The 21,312-nt window shown below is 36.5% G+C and carries 15 protein-coding genes; 3 read left to right on the top strand and 12 right to left on the bottom strand.

Features of this window, described 5'->3' with window-relative positions; genetic code table 11:
- On the bottom strand, nt 1-1,491 hold the full coding sequence (locus EVI01_RS01640) for a sugar ABC transporter ATP-binding protein (protein ID WP_010752039.1): 1,491 nt from the start codon (nt 1,489-1,491) through the stop codon (nt 1-3).
- A 203-nt stretch (nt 1,492-1,694) separates the two neighbouring features.
- A complete protein-coding gene (gene xylA, locus EVI01_RS01635; protein WP_010752040.1) occupies nt 1,695-3,002 on the bottom strand; it encodes a xylose isomerase in 1,308 nt (435 codons plus the stop codon).
- A 154-nt stretch (nt 3,003-3,156) separates the two neighbouring features.
- Between xylA and EVI01_RS01630 the strand changes: the two genes are divergently transcribed.
- Nucleotides 3,157-4,308 carry an ROK family transcriptional regulator gene (locus EVI01_RS01630; protein ID WP_010752041.1) on the top strand — a complete coding sequence of 384 codons (1,152 nt, stop codon included), beginning with the start codon at nt 3,157-3,159 and terminating at the stop codon, nt 4,306-4,308.
- 434 nt (nt 4,309-4,742) lie between these two features.
- Here EVI01_RS01630 and tig read toward each other — a convergent pair whose 3' ends face one another.
- The 5 genes from tig to EVI01_RS01605 all read right to left on the bottom strand — a co-directional run bounded on the left by tig (nt 4,743) and on the right by EVI01_RS01605 (nt 9,340).
- The gene (gene tig, locus EVI01_RS01625; RefSeq protein WP_010752042.1) at nt 4,743-6,029 is read right to left on the bottom strand and encodes a trigger factor; all 1,287 of its coding nucleotides are present in this window, start codon (nt 6,027-6,029) and stop codon (nt 4,743-4,745) included.
- A gap of 145 nt (nt 6,030-6,174) precedes the next feature.
- Nucleotides 6,175-7,116, bottom strand: a complete 942-nt coding sequence (locus EVI01_RS01620) for a hypothetical protein (RefSeq protein ID WP_010752043.1) — start codon at nt 7,114-7,116, stop codon at nt 6,175-6,177.
- 236 nt (nt 7,117-7,352) lie between these two features.
- A complete protein-coding gene (locus EVI01_RS01615; protein ID WP_010752044.1) occupies nt 7,353-8,006 on the bottom strand; it encodes an RDD family protein in 654 nt (217 codons plus the stop codon).
- Nucleotides 8,007-8,008: 2 nt separating this feature from the next.
- Entirely contained in the window at nt 8,009-9,037 is a 1,029-nt protein-coding gene (gene sppA / locus EVI01_RS01610) for a signal peptide peptidase SppA (RefSeq protein WP_010752045.1), read from the bottom strand.
- Nucleotides 9,038-9,049: 12 nt separating this feature from the next.
- Nucleotides 9,050-9,340, bottom strand: coding sequence for a hypothetical protein (locus EVI01_RS01605; RefSeq protein ID WP_010752046.1), 291 nt, complete (start codon nt 9,338-9,340; stop codon nt 9,050-9,052).
- Nucleotides 9,341-9,732: 392 nt separating this feature from the next.
- Between EVI01_RS01605 and glmS the strand changes: the two genes are divergently transcribed.
- Nucleotides 9,733-11,538 carry a glutamine--fructose-6-phosphate transaminase (isomerizing) gene (glmS, locus tag EVI01_RS01600; protein WP_010752047.1) on the top strand — a complete coding sequence of 602 codons (1,806 nt, stop codon included), beginning with the start codon at nt 9,733-9,735 and terminating at the stop codon, nt 11,536-11,538.
- A 101-nt stretch (nt 11,539-11,639) separates the two neighbouring features.
- Here glmS and EVI01_RS01595 read toward each other — a convergent pair whose 3' ends face one another.
- From EVI01_RS01595 to nifJ, 5 genes are all read right to left on the bottom strand, one after another.
- Nucleotides 11,640-12,986, bottom strand: a complete 1,347-nt coding sequence (locus tag EVI01_RS01595; RefSeq protein WP_146811498.1) for a fibronectin type III domain-containing protein — start codon at nt 12,984-12,986, stop codon at nt 11,640-11,642.
- A gap of 320 nt (nt 12,987-13,306) precedes the next feature.
- Complete coding sequence (gene glmM, locus EVI01_RS01590; RefSeq protein WP_146811496.1) at nt 13,307-14,662, bottom strand: phosphoglucosamine mutase; 1,356 nt, start codon at nt 14,660-14,662, stop codon at nt 13,307-13,309.
- A gap of 23 nt (nt 14,663-14,685) precedes the next feature.
- A complete protein-coding gene (locus EVI01_RS01585; RefSeq protein ID WP_010752051.1) occupies nt 14,686-15,840 on the bottom strand; it encodes a CdaR family protein in 1,155 nt (384 codons plus the stop codon).
- On the bottom strand, nt 15,837-16,724 hold the full coding sequence (cdaA, locus tag EVI01_RS01580) for a diadenylate cyclase CdaA (protein WP_010752052.1): 888 nt from the start codon (nt 16,722-16,724) through the stop codon (nt 15,837-15,839). The genes EVI01_RS01585 and cdaA overlap by 4 nt, the downstream gene beginning before the upstream one ends.
- A 204-nt stretch (nt 16,725-16,928) precedes the next feature.
- Nucleotides 16,929-20,585, bottom strand: coding sequence for a pyruvate:ferredoxin (flavodoxin) oxidoreductase (nifJ, locus tag EVI01_RS01575; protein ID WP_010752053.1), 3,657 nt, complete (start codon nt 20,583-20,585; stop codon nt 16,929-16,931).
- Between the two features lie 190 nt (nt 20,586-20,775).
- Here nifJ and EVI01_RS01570 point away from each other — a divergent pair, with 190 nt between their 5' ends.
- Nucleotides 20,776-21,294, top strand: coding sequence for a thioredoxin domain-containing protein (locus EVI01_RS01570; protein WP_010752054.1), 519 nt, complete (start codon nt 20,776-20,778; stop codon nt 21,292-21,294).
- The last annotated feature ends 18 nt before the right edge of the window (nt 21,295-21,312 follow it).

Below are 21,312 nucleotides of genomic sequence, written 5' to 3'. Positions count from 1 at the left end.
TTATATTGTCGCTTGTGGTGTAGCATAAGCCATGATTTTTTCTTGCGTCGCTTCATCTGTCTTCAGTTCCCTTGTTACCCTCCCTTCACTCAGTACATAGATCCGATCACATATACCTAATAATTCTGGTATTTCCGAAGAGACAATCAGCACCGTTTTTCCTTCCTTGGCTAATTGATTGATAATTCCATAAATTTCGGATTTCGCACCGACATCGATTCCTTTTGTTGGTTCATCAAAAATATAGATTTGATTTTCTGTATTCAGCCATTTTGCTAAGACGACTTTTTGTTGATTCCCACCTGACAGGCTAGATACGGGATTATTATCATCATTTGTTTTTATTCGAAGCGTTTTCACAAAGTATTTTGAGGTTTCACTCATTTTTTTATTATTGATCAATGTTTTATTCAATGAACTAATATTGATGTTGTCCTTGATCGACAAAGTTAAGGCTAATCCTTGTTGTTTTCGATCTTCTGTTAGGAGGCAAATCCCATTTTTGATTGCATCTATAGGGGAGTTGATTTTTACTTCTCTGCCTTGGATACTAATTTTGCCAGATGCTGAACGATCTGCGCCAAAAATCATTCGCATCGTTTCTGTACGACCACTGCCAACAAGCCCTGCAAAACCCACAACTTCTCCTTTGCGTGCATAAAAATTGATATTTTTCAGATAACCTTTTTTATCCGAAAGTCCTTCTACTTTCAAATAAATATCGCCAATACTTACTTCTTCTTTAGGATAAAGATTATTTAAAGAACGTCCTACCAACTTGTGGATGATTTCATCATTTGTCAGTTCCTCAACTGGGTTTGTACTGATATATTTGCCATCCCTCATAATAGTGATGCGGTCGCAAAGTTCATATATCTCTTTCATCCGATGCGAGATATACACACTAGAGATCCCTTTTTCTTTCAAAGCTCGAATCACAATGAATAATACTTCTACATCTTGTTCCGACAAAGATGTAGTTGGCTCATCAAAAATAATGACTTTAGCATTCAAACTGATGGCTTTTGCGATTTCGACTAATTGCTTGTTTGCTGTAGAAAGATGTTCCACAATATCTGTTGGTTTAAATTTTGCACCTAAAATATTCAAAATATTTTGGGTTTGTTGGTAAAGTGCTTTGAAGTCAATGATCCCTAATATTTTATTTTTACAAGGCAGTCGATTCATGAAGACATTTTCTGCTACACTGATTGATTCTGCCAAATTTAATTCTTGATGGACAAAGCCAATACCAAGCCGTTCTGCGATTTCAGGTGTTGCTTCTTTGATTTCTTTTCCTTCAAATTCGATCGTGCCGCTGTCTTTTTTTAGTGCACCGCTCAAAATATTCATCAAAGTGGATTTTCCTGCACCATTTTCCCCCATCAGTGCATGAATCTCCCCTTTATTCACTGTGAATTGGACATTTTTCAGTACTTGAACTTTACCAAAACGTTTATTGATGTTTTTCATAGAAAATAGATTTTCCATATGATTCTCCTTGAATTATAAACTGACTAGACCAACAAATAGCTCATGACTGAATAGTGAAAATCAATCGTCATTTTGGCGAAAGACCAAGTCTGAAAAACACAAAAAAGAAGTAATTGTTTTCGACTTTTTCAGACTTGACACGTTGGACAGTCTGTTTCTAATTTACTAAATTATTCTTAGGAAGATTTTTGGTTATTCAATCAGACCAAGTAATCATTCAACAGATTTTTAATATATTCGATATGGCTGGATGTCATTGTTGGTTCATCGTGGGACAATGCATATTCTGTTAGACTTTCCAGATTTTCTTGATTTTCGACTATTTTTTTACCGATTCCTTTTTCAAATGAGGCATAACGTTCTTCTTTCAAGCGATCAAAGAAACCATCTTCTTTTAATTTTGCTGCTGATTTCAGTCCTCTTGCAAAAGTGTCCATTCCAGCAATATGTGCAAGCAAAAGATCATCTACTTCAAAGGAAGAACGACGGACTTTTGAGTCAAAGTTGATCCCACCCGGTGCGATTCCACCATTTTCGAGTACTTCATACATAGCAAGTGTGACATCGTAAATGTTTGTTGGAAATTCATCTGTGTCCCAGCCGAGCAATACGTCGCCTTGGTTTGCATCTAACGAGCCCAACGCATCGTAACTGCGTGCAACAGCAATTTCGTGTTCAAATGTGTGTCCAGCTAGTGTCGCATGGTTTGCTTCTAAGTTTAATTTGAGATCTCCTTCTAAACCGTATTTTTGAATGAAGGCCATTGTTGTTGCTGCGTCAAAATCATATTGATGTTTCGCTGGTTCTTTTGGTTTAGGTTCAATTAGAAATTGTGGCTTATGACTAATTTTCTCCCCATAGGCCACTGCCATTTTAAAAAGACGAGCGATATTTTCTTGTTCAAAACTCATATTCGTATTTAATAATGTTTCATATCCTTCACGACCACCCCAGAAAACATAATTTTGTCCACCTAATTTTTTTGAAATATCTAATCCTTTTTTGACTTGCGCAGCGGCAATTGCATAGACCTCTGCGTTATTTGTGGAAGCAGCACCATTGACAAAGCGAGCATTTGAGAACATGTTAGCCGTATTCCAAAGCAGTTTCACCCCTGTTTGATCCATTTTTTCTTTGATCAAATCAGTGATCTCATCAAGATTTGCAAAAAATTCTGCTAAGGATTCTCCTTCAGGTGCAATATCTACATCATGAAAACAAAAGTATTCAGCACCCAATTTTTCACAGATTTCGAAAAATGCCTCCACACGGTTTCTCGCAGTTTCCATCGGTGTTTTACCAAACCAAGGTCGCTGATTGATCGGATTACCGAAAGGATCAGATCCATCTTGGGTCATCGTATGCCAATAAGCAATCGCAAAACGCAGATGTTCTTTCATCGGTTTCCCTAAAACAATCTCCTCCGAATTATAATGTCGAAAGGCGAACTGGTTCGTTGTATTGCTCCCTTCATACTTAATCTTTTCTACATTTGGAAAATAGGTCATGTTTTTCTCCTCCATCATATGAATAATACTTGATTTAAGTTTGTTCGTATACTAAACTAACTTACATAACTTATAATAGACATCAACAAAATGATTGTCAAGCGCTTTCAAAAATTTTATAATAAGTTCTGCAATAAGATTGGAGTTTTTTAATATGGTCATATCGAAATATACGATTAGAGAACAAAATGAGGCAATGCTTTTAAATGCCATCATTCAGAAAAAAGAAATTTCCCGTGCCGATTTATCCAGCTTAACTGGTTTAACTAAAGCTTCTGTTTCTGCTATTACAAAAAAATTGATGGACGATTCACTTATTATTGAAGAACGTGTAGGTAATGCTTCTACTCTTGGTGGAAGAAAGCCAATCATGTTAACTTTCAACCGATATGCTGGTTTAGTGATCTCTATAGATATCGGATATAACTATCTAGAAGCAATGCTTGCCTATATCGATGGAACATTAATCAAACACTTGTCCATGAAGCAAGTGTCAATCGACAAAAACAACGTATTGGAAAATATCCAAACTGTTTTCAAAGAATTTTCAAAAGCAAGACCAGTTGTTCCTCACGATATTATTGGCATGACGATCGCCATTCACGGGATAGTTTATGAGAATCAAATCACATTTACTCCCTACTATAATTTAGATGATTTTCCACTTTATGAAGAATTACAAAAAATCTATCCATTTCCTGTTACTCTTTATAACGAAGCGAACTTAGCTGCCTTGGGAGAGTATACTTTTTCTTCATTATCAAAAAATCTGATCAGCATCAGTATCCATAGTGGTGTCGGTGCCGGTATCGTTCATGACGGCGTAATAGAAATCGGCAAGCACGGTCAAGCTGGTGAAATTGGTCATTCTATCTTATTTCCGCAAGGTAAGCCTTGTCCATGTGGGAATCATGGTTGCTTAGAACAATATACATCCAGCAAAATAATCTATAACGAATTTGGTTCTTTGAAAAAAATAGAATCTGTAAATTCTAATATTTTGGCCTATTATATCCAAAAAAAAGACCCTGACGCATTGGCAATCGCCAAAAAAAATGCGGAATTACTAAGCATTGGTATCAATAATCTGATCATGCTCTATGATCCCGATGTTATTGTGATAAACAGTTCACTTTATCGTTTCGTTCCTGAAATGGTCGATTGGGTCAAAGAACACTTAGCAAGTAGCTTTTCCAAAGATGTGATCATTCGTAATACATTTTTGCAGAATATGGCTATTCTTTATGGTGGCTTGGCAGTAAGTACACAAAAATTTTTGAATATCCAAGAATTGAAATTAGTGTAAAGTAGTTGTTGATAGCTCTGGCTGCTTCAAACTTACTTCTGAAAAAGTAATGCTGTGAATACCAGTTATGCAGAAGCCTTTAGGTAACATAATTAAATACAGAATGACTAAATTAACTAAATTGATTCTACGGCAGTAAATTTCTGGCTGATCATCCTATAGTTTTTTCAAACTCACTTAGTTAAATCCTGACTATTTATTAATAGCTTGATCATCTCATTACACCATTCACTGCCCAATGATCGATTCGAAAATTTAGAATGATTGAATGACTAAATTCTACTGAATCTTTCATTCCTTAGAAGAATCGTATTATTTTGCCAAAAAGAGCACCCAAATTTATTTTACTAAATTTGAGGTGCTCTTTTTTTTGTTCATCTTATTCTATTATGGTAATCGTTCCAAATAGTGGTTTTCCTACTTTTTTACAACGATTATTTTGCTTCAGTCGCTGTGCCAGTAATCAAATCAATTGCTTTTTTCATTGTTACATCATGTTCTAACATATCATCTGTTAAGACACGTTTGATTTGTTCAATTGGCATGTTGTAAGATTCTGCTAATTCTTGAATTTCAGCATTGATTTCTTCTTCTGTTGCTTCTAATTTTTCAGCTTTCGCGATCGCTTCAATTACAAGGTTTGTTTTTGTGCGCATTTCTGCTTCGCCTTCAAATTGTTTGTGTAAGTCTTCTTCTGTAGAACCAGTTAATTGGTAATACATTTCAGGAGAAATACCTTGACGTTGCATGTTATTTAAAAACTCATCCATTGAACGGTGCACTTCATCGTGAACCATTACATGTGGAAGGTCAACGATCTCTGCATTTTCAACTGCTAAGCGAATCGCCGCTTCGTCTTTTGCGTCATCTGCAGCTTTTTCTTTTGCTTCAGTTAATTCTTTCAAATATTTTTCTTTTAATTCAGCTAATGTAGATACTTCATCATCCACATCTTTGGCAAATTCGTCATCCAATTCAGGAACTTCTTTTGCTTTTACTTCATGAACAGTGACTTTGAAGACTGCTTCTTTACCAGCAAGATCTTCTGCTTGATAGTCTTCAGGGAATGTAACAGTTACATCTAAGCTTTCGCCTGATTTTTTACCGATCAACTGATCTTCAAATCCTGGGATAAATGAGCCAGAGCCTAATTCAAGTGAATAGTTTTCGCCTTTACCGCCTTCAAATGCTTCTCCGTCAACAAAACCTTCAAAATCGATGACTACAGTATCGCCATTTTCAGCCTCAGCATCTTCTTTAATTACTAGTTCTGCTTGAGCATCTTGTTCACGTTTGATACGTTCTTCGACATCTGCTTCCGTTACTTCACGGTCTTGTTTTTCAACAACTAAGTCTTTGTATTGACCTAATTTAACTTCAGGTTTTACTGTGACTTCTGCTGTGATTACCCAATCTTGACCCTTTTCCATGCTTTCCACATCAATTTTAGGTTGTGACACAGGTTCAATCCCAGCTTCTTTAACTGCTGCTTCATAACTTTCTGGTAATACAGCGTTTAAAGCATCTTCGTAAAGAGCTTCTTCACCATACATGCGATTAAAAACTTGACGAGAAACTTTTCCTTTGCGGAATCCTGGTACGTTCAAGTTTCCTTTTACTTTATTAAACGCAGTTGTTAATCCTTTTTGGATCTCATCTTGCGCAATCGTAAATTTTAAAACACCATCATTTGTGCCTTTTTTTTCGAATGTTGCAGTCATTTAATTCCCTCCGAGTTTAGAAATTCATTTTATACATCAACAACGTTTCATGCATACCACTAAATAGTACACTAACCCTTTCAAATTGTAAACATATTGAATGGTTAGAATCCACGTTTTTCACGACTTTTTTATCTTAACTCCATCAAAAACTCTCTTGAAAGAGACGTATTTGATTGAAAATATTTTTTCTTTTTTCCATAAACATTCTGTTCTCTTCAGTAATTTGCTTTTTCTCATCAGTTTGTGCGTAGAAACGAAGCGTATCAGCAAACCATTTTTTTGAATCAATGATATATCTATCATAAATCGGATAAAGAAGTGCGCATTGCATCGCAAATTCCTCTTTTAACAACGCACTAAGTTGGGTATTCTGATCCTCATATTTTTCAGCTAACGCCATTAATTGTTGATACGCTAACTGTTTATCTGGTCTTGGTAGAGTTTCAGGAACAACTTCGATTAATTGATCTTCTATGGTTAAGTAAGAAATTGGTTGATTGTATTTTACTTTGACTAAAGATTCTAACATTTTCGCTCTTACAAACAAATGATTTTTGGGCATAATGATCAATTTTTTGATTGTTTCAACCAAATCATGATAAGGGAGTTCTTCCATCTGTTGAATCATCACTAATTGTTCCATAGGAGACATGCTTAGCAATCTCGCCACGTCTTGGTGAATAGCACGTATTTTTTGGCGTTCATTTTGACTCATAAAATTCTCTGCTTGTTGTATTTTTTTTAATAAACTTTGCTCGAACGAATCCGAATATTTAGAACTAGCAATTAATTTTCGAGCATATAAATAGTCGTTTGTTTGTATTAGCAAGTCAAAATAAAATAGAGCAGCTTTTTCTTCGGCTAAGTAATCCTTCTCGTGGGGAAGTGCTTGGTTCAATGCTTCTTTTTTTTCATCCATTTCAAATAAGCAAATCACCAGTAAACGATTCGCTTCGAACGTAGCATTTAATTCATACGCACGTTGAAGTAAATCTTTGGCTTGAAAATATTCTTGATCGACTATTTTTTTTTGCGCTAAACGTATGAGGTTTTCATACTTATCAGGAAATTTGATTCGATCCATTTAAATTCCTCCCTTCACTTTTATTATTTACGATGAACTATTGACACTCCCACAACTTAAGTCGCAAGTCTCATTTCTACGGAATTGAGGTGGGATTCTTTGGTACCAGATTGTACGCTGTTCATTTCTGTTTTGTACTAACCCAAAGCTAAGGGTAAAAAACAATAAGCCAATAGTAGCAAATAAAAAAAAGCATGACAATCCTTTTTAGATTGCCATGCTATAAATAGCTCAATTTAAGCATTCACTTCTTGATTAAAGGCTTTAATCAAATTAAGTGTTACTACACTTGTATTTGAAAAATAATCACCTACATGCTGCTTTTTTTGACTAAACATCGCAGGTAGATACCCTACAAATAGCAGAGGAAATTTTAAGATAAAACGGCAAGCACCTTCTCTAACAAAGACTGTTGACCAGCTTAATTCTGATTCGTTAAAGCAAATGACTCGGATGCCAAAAATCATTTTCCCAATCGTTTGCCCATGATTTAATTTTGTTAATAAAATAAAGTAGCCAAGGTAAACGAACAAAGCAGTCAATCCATAAAAACTCAAATAAGAATCTGAAAATGTCAGCCAACCAAAATTAACAGCCAATCCCAATGTTAAACGAATAATCGAACCGATACAAATTAGATCCACTAAGAAAGCAGCGAACCGAATCCAAAATCCTGCATAAAAATAATTAGGAAAATCATTGACTGAACTTTTTTCTTCGGAGTAAGCTGTGTACTTCTTCCATTCCTGTTGCTTTGTTTTTATTTCATTTTCAGTCAATGGTTTTTCTTTGAAAGATTGCAGTACTTTTTGTGAAAAACTAGGATCTGGTCCAACATTGGGACGATCATTTATTTTCTTTGTTGTTTGTTCTTTTTGGTTCTCCGACATACTTACTCACCTCCGTAATAATACATGGCTTTTGGTGATTCTGCTGTGCCTTGATTTTCTAGAAAGGTCAAAATTTGATTTGTTTCAGTTGCCTGTAACCCTTGTAACTGAGCTAATTTTGATCCTAACCACGTATTAGCAAATCCAGTGGAAGTTGTTGTATACTCAACTAATTGAGCATTTTCTAATTTTTGTTCTTTTCTCATAGCCCGTAATGCATCTTGGGGATAGCCGATTTCATCCACTAATCCTACTTCTTTTGCCTGTTCACCATCGTAAATCCGGCCATCAGCTATTTTTTTCACTTCTTCTTCTGATTGATGTCTGCCTTCACTTACGACCTTAACAAATCGATTATAGGCATTATCAATATAAGCTTGTAAAACAGATTGATCCGCTTGTGTTTGGGGTCTGGTACTAGATCCAATGTCTTTTAACGCACCACTTTTCACAGTTGTATCTTCTATGCCTAACTTTTTTAATAGTCCAGAATAATTTAATCCAGACATGATCACACCAATAGAGCCAGTAACAGTTTCTTCCGTTACATAGATTTTATCTGCTTGTGCAGAAATATAATAGCCCCCACTAGCTGCTGTATTTTTCATGCTAACATACATCGACATGTGACGATCCTTTCGTATATCACTGAGTGTCTTAGCAATTTCAGCACTTTCGTAGACGCCACCACCGGGAGAATTGACTTCTAAAAAGATACCTTTGATACTTTTATCTTCTTTAATTGCATTTAATTGCTCCATAAATTTTTCATGGTTATAGCCTTCTGTCGCAAAAAGTCCCGTTGATCCACCACTTGTAATCGTGCCATCTACTGACAATTTGACAATTTTATCTGTGCTATTTCCTTCTTCTAGAATTTTTTGAGAAAGTTCATCTTTCCCATACAATAAGCTGTTCAGCCCACTTACTTGTTTTTCCTCTTGCAAATTTGATGTCAAACCAGCAGATAGTAATGAAATGATAAAAAGACCAGCCGCAATCAACACCGCAATCCAACGTTTTTTATTCATATAATCCCTTTCCTAATACAGATTTTTAATCACAATCACTTTTTCTTTTGGTCCTTCAGCTTTCATTTTTTCAGCTTTTTCTTTTAAAGCATATCCATTGAATTTTTCTTTTGTCCATTCATCTTCTACAACGAATTGTTGCGCTTCACTAACCGTCAAGGCATCTGGTGCAATTTCTTGAATACTATCCCAACCAGTATCTAAAAATATTTTTGTCTCATCCGTGACAGAACCTGAATGTTCCAGTTCAGCAAGTTGCGCCTTTAACATCCCTAACGTTAGAACCTCTATTTTTGATTCCATTTTTTATCCTCCTTTTTTCTTCTTACCTCATTATTGTACCGAACTCTTTGAAAAGATGATAGTCAAAAACAATGCTTCTTTCACCCCATTAATATATATACCAATTCTTGTATATAACTTTTTTATTGACAAATTACATACAAAAACATTATTATTTAAAGTGTTTCCAGAAAATATATAAAAGGAGGATAGATATACCATTAACCATTTAAGGAATAGCGCCTGATCTGTAAAAACAGATGACGAGGATAGGTTTTATCGAAATATTCGGCGGATGGCCCTAGGGACTGCACTCTACAGAATAAAAAAAACTATCTGTGAAGGTAGAACAAATAATATTCATGCAGCTGGAAACTTTCATATGATTTTAATATAGAAAGTAGGATTTTTTTATGTGTGGAATTGTTGGAATGATTGGGTTAGAAAATGTCACCCCTGGATTAATTAACGGATTAGAAAAATTGGAATATCGTGGTTATGATTCCGCTGGTCTTTTTGTGGCAAATCAAGAAAATTATTTTCTTATCAAAGCTCAAGGAAGAATACAAAATTTAAAAGATAAGCTATCAAATGAAGTGTTCGGCAACATCGGGATCGGTCATACGCGTTGGGCTACCCATGGTGAACCTTCTAAAAATAATGCACATCCTCACACTTCACAAAGTGGTCGTTTTGTACTTGTTCATAACGGTGTGATTGAAAATTTTGAAGAACTAAAAAATGAATATTTAGAAAATGATCAATTCTTAGGTGAAACAGATACCGAAATTATTGTACATTTAATTGAATTTTTTTCAAACAATGGCATGGATACCAAATCTGCTTTTGTAAATGCCTTGCGTTTAATTAAAGGATCTTACGCTTTTGCTTTAATTGACCGCACTTCCCCCGATAAAATTTTTGTTGCTAAAAATAAAAGCCCACTTTTAGTAGGTTTGGGAGATGGCTTTAACGTTATTGCAAGTGATGCTATGGCGATGCTTTCTTATACAAAAGAATTTGTTGAAATCGAAGATGGTGAACTTGTGATTGTTACTAAAGAAAATACATCGATTGAAACAATCTCAGGCATTCCAATTGAACGTGAACCATTTGAAGCCCAAATTGATGCAGCTGATATTGAAAAAGGAACTTACCCTTACTATATGCTTAAAGAAATAGATGAACAACCGATTGTTGTGCGAAAAATTGCTCAAACATATACTCAACACGATCAAGTCACAATCGATGCTCAACTTTTAGAAACTGCACAACAGAGTGATCGTATTTATATTATTGCTTGTGGTACGAGCTATCATGCCGGTTTAGCAGGAAAGCCAATTTTAGAACAACTGGCTCAAATTCCTGTGGAAGTTCATCTTGCTAGTGAATTTGGCTATCATGTGCCTATTCTTTCAGAAAAACCATTTTTCATTTTCTTAAGTCAAAGTGGTGAAACGGCTGATAGTCGCCAAGTATTAGTAAAAATCAATGCGCTCCATCATCCTTCTTTAACAATCACAAATGTACCAGGCTCTACATTATCAAGAGAGGCTACTTTTACACTACTTTTGCATGCTGGTCCTGAAATTGCAGTCGCTTCGACAAAAGCCTATACTGCACAAATTGCCGTTTTAACAGTACTGGCTAAAGGTGTTGGTAACAAAAAAGGAATACAAGCTGCTCTTGCTTTTGATGCTTATCATGAGTTTGGTCTTGTAGCAAATGCAATGGAAGAAGTTATTGCCCAAAAAGATTACTTGCAAGAACTGACAGACATCTATCTAACCGATACACCAAACGCCTTTTACATTGGTCGTGGTGCCGATTATGCCGTTTCTTTAGAAGCTGCATTAAAATTAAAAGAAATCAGTTATATCCAAGCAGAAGGTTTTGCAGCAGGAGAATTAAAACACGGAACTATAGCTTTAATTGAAACTAACACACCAGTTATTGGGATGATCAGCGAGCAAACGACAGGTGCTCACACTAGGGGAAATCTCAAAGAAGTAGAAAGCCGTGGAGCAAAGACTCTGATCATTGCGACACAAGGATTGGACAAAAAAGACGATCAGCTTGTTTTGCCTATTGTTCATCCATTGTTGACCTCATTAGTTATGGTTATTCCTACTCAATTGATTGCTTATTATGCGACTTTATTAAGAGGTCTTGATGTTGATAAACCAAGGAATTTGGCCAAATCAGTAACCGTCGAATAACTAAACAGCGCCCATCATTCATTCTTTAAAAAGCGTAAGAACGACGAGAAATCAATGATTTTCGTTGTCCTTACGCTTTTAGTAATTAAAAATAATTAGATTCAATTCTTTTTACGATTCTTCAAAGTTCTCAAAATTATCCATCCTACGAATCCTACGATAATTATTCCTAACATTTGAATGATTGGAGAAACTTTACTTCCAGTTAATGGTAATGTGGTAGTCATTTTTTTATTTGTATTGTCCGTAGCTGAATTGGATGTTTTTTCATTTTTGGGTTTTAGATTATTCGTCGTTTGATCTTTTGTATTATCTGAACTAGCGCTAGTTGTTTGTTCTTTTGACGAGGATGTTTCTATTTTTTTACTCGTTAGAACTTCTATAGAATTACTGTCTTTAGAGAGATTTCCTATCGTGTTTTTTGCTTTTACTGTGTAACAATATTTCGTATTTTCTGTTAACCCTGTATCTGTGTAAGTAAATGTTTCTCCCTTCACCTCTCCTACAGGAAGACCATTTCGATAAATTTGGTACGTACTGATTTCCAATGGATCAGAAGGTGCATCCCACATCAAAACAACTTTATCTTCCATCACTTTTGCTGCTCTTAATGCAGTCGGTGGCATAGGCACAGTAAGTTCTTTATCGACACTTGTCCTAGCCTTTACTGCATTACTCGCTTCGGATTTGTTTCCTGCTTGGTCGATCGCTCGAACTTCGTAAGTATACTCTGTATCGGCTGTTAAGCCTTCGTTTATGTATGTCAGGGTGTCGCCATCCACTTGCCCCACTTCTTCTTGGTCTCGATAAATCAAGTAGCCTGTCACTCCTACATTATCTGTCGATGGTTCCCAAGATAAACTCACACTGTCCGTTGTCACACTCTCAACTTTTAAGTGTAGCGGGACGGTAGGAGCTTCAAGGTCTAGCGACGTTGCTTGAATATTATCAAAATAGGCTGTACCATTTCCACTTGAAGCAAATCGAATAGCATAAGTATTCTCTTCTTCTGGTGTCACAAATGTAAACTCGTGTTGTTTCCACGTCTCCTCCTCATGTTTTTCTTCTTTCAGCGATTTAAATCCTTCATCATGATTTAATGTACCAAATTCTACAACTGCTGGAAAACCAGGAGTGCCAATGACATAATAAGTAAACTTATAAGTCATATTAGGTTTTAATTGAACATATTGGAGTATGCTTTCTCCATTACTTGCTTTTACATAATTATTCCCATTTTCATCTGTTACAAGACTTGGGTTGTTCGCATCTGGATTAGAAACCACCCAATCATTCAATCCATCATTAAATTCACCGTTTTTGATAATGACATCTTCTGCTTTTTCAGCTAACGAAACAAAAGATTGATCAACCGCTATTGCCATTACAGGTTTAAAAAAAAGAAACCCAATGACCAGTAATTTGATAAGCTTACTACATACTTTCATTATTAAACTCCCTTCAGTTTAATTGTTATTATTTCGAAGATAGTTTAATACATAATAAGATCAACAAAATACTTTTTTTTTGATAACTAGAAAATAAAGTTTTAACATAACATTTATTCACTTGTTCACCTAGGAAAAATCAAGGATTTAATAGGATAAATATATGAAAGAAATCGAAATGAAACATTTCGGTCTTGCAAAAAAATTAACGAAAAAACCGTTATTCACTTTTTTTGCGAATAACGGTTTTTTCTCTTACATGCTGAGCTGACTTATTTCGTCTTACACTCGTTTTCTGGCTTCATAAAAGGAACTTCTTTTTATTCAAGTCCAATTTCTTCTCTTACTACGGCAGCAATTTTCTCCACATAATAAGCGACTTTCTCATCAGTTGGTGCTTCTGCCATCACACGTAATAACGGCTCTGTACCAGAAGGACGTACTAAAATTCTTCCTTCGCCAGCCATTTCAGCTTCTGTTTCTTCAATCACTTTTTTGATTGCAGGAACTTCCATCGCACCATTCTTATTACTTACACGAATGTTTACTAATTTTTGAGGGTAAATTGTGACTTCAGCAGCTAATTCAGACAATTTTTTCCCAGTTTGCTTCATGATGTTTAGCAATTGAATGCCCGATAACATACCATCACCGGTAGTATTGAAATCAAGAAAAATCATATGTCCAGATTGTTCTCCACCAAAGTTATAGTCATTCTTACGCATTTCTTCTACGACATAGCGGTCACCCACTTGAGTAACCACATCTTTTAGACCAATTCCTTCTACTGCTTTATGGAAGCCAAGGTTACTCATGACGGTTGTCACGATGGTGTCCTTTTTCAAACGATTTTTTTCTGAAAGGTATTTTGCGCAGATGAACATGATCTTATCACCATCCACAATATTACCTAATTCATCTACTGCAATCACTCGGTCTCCATCACCATCAAAAGCTAAACCAGCATCCGCACCTTTTTCAACGACCATTTCAGCTAATTTTTCAGGATGCGTTGAACCGACACCGTCATTAATATTTAACCCATTAGGACTTGTTCCCATTGTATAGAAGTCCGTTTCTAAGTCAGCAAATAAACGATTGACAGATGTCGCTGTCGCACCATTTGCAGCATCCACACAAACCGTTAATCCCGATAAATCGCCATTGATTGTTTGTACTAAAAATTGAGAATATTTCAATAGTCCTTCAGGAAATTCCTCCACTGTTCCTAACCCTTCAGCAGAAGGACGAGGCAACTCATCCACTTCGGCATCTAGCAACGCTTCAATCTCCAATTCTTGGTCATCGACTAACTTAAATCCATCTGCGCCAAAAAACTTAATCCCGTTATCTTGTGCTGGATTGTGAGAAGCAGAAATCATGATACCTGCGCTTGCTTTTTGCAATCTTGTTAAATAAGCAACTCCTGGAGTGGAGATTACACCTAATTGAAAGACTTCAATACCAACTGATAATAAACCAGAAACCAAAGCCTCTTCCAACATTTGTCCTGAAATTCTTGTGTCACGACCAACTAAAACACGAGGTCGTTTCTCTTGTGTCTCATGTTGACTTAAGACGTACCCACCACATCTACCTAGCTTAAATGCTAATTCTGGTGTCAGTTCTTTATTGGCTTCGCCACGGACACCATCTGTTCCAAAATATTTACCCATAATTGTAAATTTGCTCCTTTAACTTAATTTTCCGAGGAATTCGTTTGCTTTTCTTGCGTGCTTACTGTTGTAGATTCGCTCGAATCTACACTGTCAGACGATTGTTTTTTTTCTGACTGTGTAGTTGAAAGTGGAGTTGTCGAACTTGATGTCGAAAAACTCGTGCTTGTTTCATTGCTATTGTTTGAATTTTGATTTGTACTAGTTGAAGAACTAGTTGTTGATGTTTCTAAAACTGGTGTGATTTCCACTCTGATTGAGTTTGGTGAAATACTCATCCCTTCTTCAACAGGAATTTCAATCGTCCTTGTCGTTCGATGGGTAATTCCTGATATATCAATTGGTACAGGGAAACTATCACCAATTTGTGCGAGTTGGTCTTTTGAACCAGTTATTTCAGCATCCAATTCTGAAAATTTAAAGTCATAACTCTTGATCCCATTACTTGGCATTCCTTGCTGCGTTCCATATAATCGAACAGATTTGGTCGGTTTAATTGCATCAGCAGAGATATTTACGTGAACAGGATCAGAAACGATGCTTAAAGCTTCTCCTGCTTGATTTAATGCTTGAACAGCAACATTACTATTGATGCCATCATCTGTCACCATTGAAGGCGTTACTTTCGCCACTACTTGGTGAATTTCTGCCAACGTCTTATCACCGGTAGTAATCGTTACTTTACTTGGATTTGCTGCTGTTTCAGTCAAACTATAACCTGCCGGGGTGGTTTCTGATGGCAGAACCACTTTTACATCAAAGTCTTTCGTCACTTTCTTTTCAATTGTAACCGTGATCGTTTCTGGTTGCAACTTTGCGGTGACTGCACTACTTAGATTTTTTATTTTCAATGGAACTTCATGTGTTCCTTCTCCAAGATCCGTTAGATCAGCGGTTACCTTAAAGGTACGCGTATCTCCATTTACTTCACTAATCAACTGAATACGATTAGCACTAGACAACTTTACAGTGGCTTTGTTCTCGTAACCATGAATATAGTATTTGTCAGTGTCGTACAAAAGTTGGATCGGAACATCGGAAGCGGTTTGCGTATACGACTCATTTCCAGATAGAGTATTTTGTACGGATTGACCATTGGCATTGAAATAAAGGACGATACTAAATAGTAACGCAACAAACCCGTACAAGATACTCGTACGTTTTTCTTTTGAGATCACTTCCGATCCCCTCCCTTAGTCATCGCCTCCAAGAAAGATTGAAGTCCATTCTTTTTATTTTTCGTTTTTTCTTCTATGATGAGTTGTTCTTGTAAAATTGATAAATATTCTTCTTGAGATAGTCCCGGTATCAACTGATTATCTAATGTGATACTAACATCTCCTGTTTCTTCTGAGACAACAATCGTGATTGCATCGCTGACCTCGCTAATACCGACAGCTGCTCGGTGACGAGTTCCAAATTCTTTGGGAATTAACATACTTTCTGATAACGGAAGATACGCACTTGCTACTGCAATTTTTCCATTTTTTACAATCACTGCTCCATCATGAAGTGGTGTATTAGGAATGAAAATATTGATTAGCAACTCACCTGTGATATCCGCATCAAGCGCAATTCCTGTTTCAATATATTCATCTAAACCAGTGTGCCGTTCAATGGTGATCAATGCACCAATTTTACGTTTAGACATATATTGAATGGCTTTATCAAAGGACAAAATCATCTTCTCATCTTCTTGTTGCTCACTTTTCGTCTGTTTAAAAAGCGAACTTCTGCCTAGATGTTCAAGACCGCGTCTTATCTCTGGTTGAAAAATGACAATAGCCGCAATCACTCCATAAGTGATGACCTGATTCATCAACCAAGATAATGTGTGTAGTCCGATCAACTCAGCTACAATACGAATAACAATGAAGATGGCAACCCCTTTAAGCAACTGGATTGCTTTCGTCCCCCTTAGTAGTTGTATTAGCTTGTAAACCAAATACCATACTACTAAAATATCCAGTATGTTTACCAAAAAATTCAGAGAAAATAAGTCACCGGAAAACATTTGCTGCCAATACTCTAAATTAAAAAGTTCCCCGATTTGAAATGACATAAAAAGCCTCTCTTCTCTTTTGAGATTTCCTTTTTAAGTATATCATATGTTTGGAAATATGAGGCCATTCAACCTACCTTTTTTCATATAAATACTAGTTTTTTTCAGAAAAATTACACAAATTTCAAAATTTATATTTCTTGATTCTTTTTGTCATCCGTAAGCGATTGTGCGGTATGTTAAAATTCTAACAACATCAGTTTCTTAGTTAGACGTTTCTTTGCGTTTGGCTCGTCGGGCTGCTCTGCGTGACACAGCTTCCTCATCCACCTTTCGCTCTTTTCTTACTTTTATTAGTTCTTCCTTAACCGTTTGAGGTTCTAACTTAGCTTTAATTTTATCCAGTTGTCCAGCTAATGAAGCATAATTGTAAAAGCGAGTTTTCGCATCATGCACTGTTTTTTCAAATAATTTTTCTGCTAACTGTGGATTTGCATTTTCTAAGGACGAAAAGCGTACCTGTTTACGCATAAAATCGGGCATCGTAGAGAAGTCTGGTTTTTTATAATCTAATAACATTGGTGTCTTATTCTTTTCAACTAAACTTGGATTATAACGATAAAGCGACCAATAACCAGAAGAAACTGCTTCTTTTGCTTCTTTAATTGATTCTTTCATTCCACCGAACAATCCATGTGTGATACAAGGAGTATAGGCAATAATTAATGACGGTCCCGGGTATTTTTCTGCTTCTTCAAACGCCTTGATCGTTTGCATTTGATTAGCACCAGAAGCAATTTGAGCGACATAAACATTGCCGTAAGTCATCGCCATCATGCCTAAATCCTTTTTCGAAGCATATTTACCACTTGCAGAAAATTTTGCAATGGCTGAAGCTGGAGTCGCTTTAGACATTTGACCACCAGTGTTCGAATATACTTCGTTATCCAATACAAGAATATTGACATCTGCGCCACTCGCTAACACATGGTCAATTCCACCAAAGCCAATATCATAAGCCCAACCATCTCCTCCAATAATCCACTGACTGTTTTTAACAAACATATCTTTTTCTTTAAGAATATCTATTAATGCTGGTACCTGATCAATTTCTGCTTCGATAGCAGACTGGAGTTTAGCCGCTCGTTGTTGGGTACCTTCGCTATCAAATAAGTGGATTAACCAATCGTCCATTAACTCTCGTAAATTGTTGGAAACAACTGACATAATTTTTCGAACCGCATTTGCCAAAGCTTCACGGCGAGTCTGCGCAGCTAATAACATCCCATAGCCAAATTCAGCATTGTCTTCTAACAAGGAATTAGACCAAGCTGGGCCTTGGCCACAAGCATTAGTAGTAAATGGTGATGCGGGAGATGCCCCTCCCCAAATGGAAGAACAACCTGTTGCATTAGCAATCATCATGCGATCACCAAACATTTGTGTCAGCAATTTCACATATGGGGTTTCCCCACAACCAGAACAAGCACCAGAAAACTCAAGTAATGGTTGATTGAACTGAGTTGATAACACCGTATTTTTCCCTTTTAGCGGATTTTCTTTTTGTTTTAACGTCATGGCAAACGCCCAATTAATAGCTTGTTCTTTTTGTTCTTCATATGGCTTCATCACTAGTGCTTTCTCTTTTGCTGGACAAGCTTCTACACATAAGCCACAGCCAGTACAATCTTCAACGGAAACTTGAATACGATATTTTAATCCATCTGGTCCTCTCATCTCTCGAACAATAAATCCTTCGGGCGCCTCTGTCATTTCTTCTTCATCTGCTAAAAACGGACGGATGGCGGCATGTGGGCAAACAAAAGCACATTCATTACACATGGTGCAACGATCACTGATCCATTCTGGCACTTCTAAAGCTATCCCACGTTTTTCAAAAGAAGATGTACCCAAAGGCATTTCTCCAGTGGTCATCTGGTTTGCGACCAAAGTTCCTACCGATAAATGATTGCCTTCTTGCGCATTTATGGGTGCTAAAATTTCTTCAACATAACTAGATTGTGCCTTTTCTTCTCTTTTTGGTACTTCTAATGCCCGCCAATGTTCTGGTACGTCAACTTTATGAAGCAATTCAATTGTCCGATCAATCGCTAGGCAATTTTTTTCCACAACCTTCATTGATTTATGACCATAACTTTTTACTGCTTCTTCCTTTAAAAGGGGGACGACTTCTTCAAAAGGCATGATATTTGCTAATTTGAAAAAGGCTGTTTGCATCGCTGTGTTGATGCGTCGTCCTAGCCCGACTTCTTGAGCTAATTTCATCGCATTGATCGTATAAAATTGGATATTATTTTCTGCTAAATATTTTTTTAAACGTATAGGTAAATGTGTTTCCAGTTGCTCATCTGTCCACAAGGTATTTAATAAAAAGGTCCCACCTTTTTTCAATCCTTTTACCAAGTCATAACTGTGTAAATAAGCAGGCTTATGACAGGCAACAAAGTCCGCATGTTCAACTAAATAAGTCGAACGAATCGGCGTATCACCAAAGCGAAGATGAGAGATGGTTAACCCACCAGATTTTTTCGAGTCATAATAAAAATAACCTTGCGCATATTTTTCTGTGTGATTGCCAATGATTTTGATCGCTGATTTGTTTGCTCCAACAGTTCCATCCGAACCAAATCCCCAGAACTTTGCTTGATAAGTATCGGCACTAGTTAAATCTAATATTGGGCGCGCTTCAAGGGACTGATGAGTGACATCATCTATGATCCCTATCGTAAATCGTTTTTTCATTATATGTTCTTCTTTTTTCAATTCGTCAAAGACAGAAACGATTTGATCTGGTGTAACATCTTTTGAACCTAATCCATAACGCCCACCAATTACTTTTGGTCGAATGCCAGCATCATATAGAGCATTTTGAACGTCTAAAAGCAGAGGTTCGCCACCGGCTCCCGGTTCTTTACTTCGATCCAGCACAGCAATTGATTTCGTTGTTAAAGGTAATTGGCGAAGCAGGGTTTCTACAGGAAAAGGCCGATAGAGATGGATATTCAAAAAACCAACTTTCTGTCCATTTGCATTTAAATAATCCACTGTTTGTTCAATCGTTTGAGCGACTGATCCCATCGACACAATAACTTCTGTGGCATCTGGTGCACCATGATACGTGACAAGATCATAAGACGTTCCACGTAACTCGTTAATTTTTGCCATGTATTTTTGGACGATTTTAGGCAGGCGCTCATAGTATGAATTAATCGTCTCTCTTTGTTGAAAGTGGATATCAGGATTTTGATTGGTGCCACTAACCGTTGGATGATTTGGGTTCATTCCTCGTTTTCTAAAAACTGCTAATTTTTCTTGATTAATAAGAGGAGCTAATTCCTCGTATGCCAATACTTCAATTTTTTGAATTTCGTGGCTTGTTCGAAATCCATCAAAAAAATTTAAAAAAGGAATCTCTGCCTCAATCGAAGCTAGATGTGCCACAGGTGCTAAATCCATCACCTCTTGGACACTGCTTTCTGATAGCATCGCAAAACCGGTTTGTCTGGTTGCCATTACATCCCCATGGTCACCAAAAATGTTTAAGGCATTGGTTGTGACTGCTCTACTAGCCACATGAAAAACACTCGGTAGTAATTCCCCAGCGATTTTATACATATTAGGGATCATCAAAAGTAACCCTTGTGAAGCTGTATAAGTCGTTGTCAATGCCCCTGTTTTTAAAGAACCGTGTACTACACCAGCAGCTCCAGCTTCCGATTGCATTTCTACGACTTTTACGGGCTCACCAAAGAGATTTTTCTTTCCACTGGCTGACCACTGATCCACCAATTCTGCCATCGTTGAGCTGGGTGTAATGGGATAGATGGCAGCGAGTTCCGTAAACGCATAAGAAATATAAGCTGCTGCTGTGTTTCCATCCATTGTTTTCATTTTTCTCATTTATCATCATCCTTGTTCAAACTCTCTCAAACATCTTTCCTATTATAACGTAAAAATAGTAGAAAACCCACATATTTTACAAATCACTTCACAGGACTCCATAAAGAAATTACTCACTCTAATAAACAAAAAGCTAGGATTTTCTAAAAAAAATGATTACAATAACAATAAATGAAAGAGGTGTTTAAGAATGGATATAACAATCATTAACGCAGAAAAAACAAATACAAAAAACGGAATATTGTACGGAGATCCCGATGCTCCTAAAAAAATGGCTGAATTTATCAATTTAGCGTGCCCTTATTGTCGCCAATGGTTTAATGAATCTTACGAATTACTAGAAGAAGCAGTAAAAGCAGGTCAAGTACAGCGAGTAATCAAACTTTTTGATAAAGAAAAAGAAAGTTTGCAACGAGGAAATGTTATGCACCATCATATTTCTGTATCAGCCCCAGAAAAAGCACTCATAGAAATAAAAAAAGTTTTCGATTGTCAAGATGAATGGAAAAATCTGTCCTTAACAGAAGTCGCAGATTATGCCAAAAATAAATTGGGGTTAACTTTCCAAAAGGACGCACAACTTTCACAAATCATTATAGATGAAGCCAAAGAAGCAAATATCCGTTTCGTCCCAACTGTCATTTTAGATGGCCATATTTTCGATGAGTCCATTCAAGAAACAACTTTATCTTCCTATATCAAGGAATAATACAGAAAAAAATTGACG

The organism is Enterococcus villorum (assembly GCF_007990225.1).
Lineage (GTDB): Bacteria > Bacillota > Bacilli > Lactobacillales > Enterococcaceae > Enterococcus_B > Enterococcus_B villorum.
This window is presented reverse-complemented; position numbering and strand designations above follow the sequence as displayed.

Excerpts from the sequence above, each read along its gene's own strand:
- EVI01_RS01615 (WP_010752044.1), bottom strand. The coding sequence starts at position 8,006 with ATGTCGGAGAACCAAAAAGAACAAACAACAAAGAAAATAAATGATCGT.
- EVI01_RS01640 (WP_010752039.1), bottom strand. The coding sequence starts at position 1,491 with ATGGAAAATCTATTTTCTATGAAAAACATCAATAAACGTTTTGGTAAA.
- sppA (WP_010752045.1), bottom strand. The coding sequence starts at position 9,037 with ATGAATAAAAAACGTTGGATTGCGGTGTTGATTGCGGCTGGTCTTTTT.
- EVI01_RS01605 (WP_010752046.1), bottom strand. The coding sequence starts at position 9,340 with ATGGAATCAAAAATAGAGGTTCTAACGTTAGGGATGTTAAAGGCGCAA.
- glmM (WP_146811496.1), bottom strand. The coding sequence starts at position 14,662 with ATGGGTAAATATTTTGGAACAGATGGTGTCCGTGGCGAAGCCAATAAA.
- xylA (WP_010752040.1), bottom strand. The coding sequence starts at position 3,002 with ATGACCTATTTTCCAAATGTAGAAAAGATTAAGTATGAAGGGAGCAAT.
- EVI01_RS01570 (WP_010752054.1), top strand. The coding sequence starts at position 20,776 with ATGGATATAACAATCATTAACGCAGAAAAAACAAATACAAAAAACGGA.
- nifJ (WP_010752053.1), bottom strand. The coding sequence starts at position 20,585 with ATGAGAAAAATGAAAACAATGGATGGAAACACAGCAGCAGCTTATATT.
- tig (WP_010752042.1), bottom strand. The coding sequence starts at position 6,029 with ATGACTGCAACATTCGAAAAAAAAGGCACAAATGATGGTGTTTTAAAA.
- cdaA (WP_010752052.1), bottom strand. The coding sequence starts at position 16,724 with ATGTCATTTCAAATCGGGGAACTTTTTAATTTAGAGTATTGGCAGCAA.
- EVI01_RS01630 (WP_010752041.1), top strand. The coding sequence starts at position 3,157 with ATGGTCATATCGAAATATACGATTAGAGAACAAAATGAGGCAATGCTT.
- EVI01_RS01620 (WP_010752043.1), bottom strand. The coding sequence starts at position 7,116 with ATGGATCGAATCAAATTTCCTGATAAGTATGAAAACCTCATACGTTTA.
- EVI01_RS01595 (WP_146811498.1), bottom strand. The coding sequence starts at position 12,986 with ATGAAAGTATGTAGTAAGCTTATCAAATTACTGGTCATTGGGTTTCTT.
- glmS (WP_010752047.1), top strand. The coding sequence starts at position 9,733 with ATGTGTGGAATTGTTGGAATGATTGGGTTAGAAAATGTCACCCCTGGA.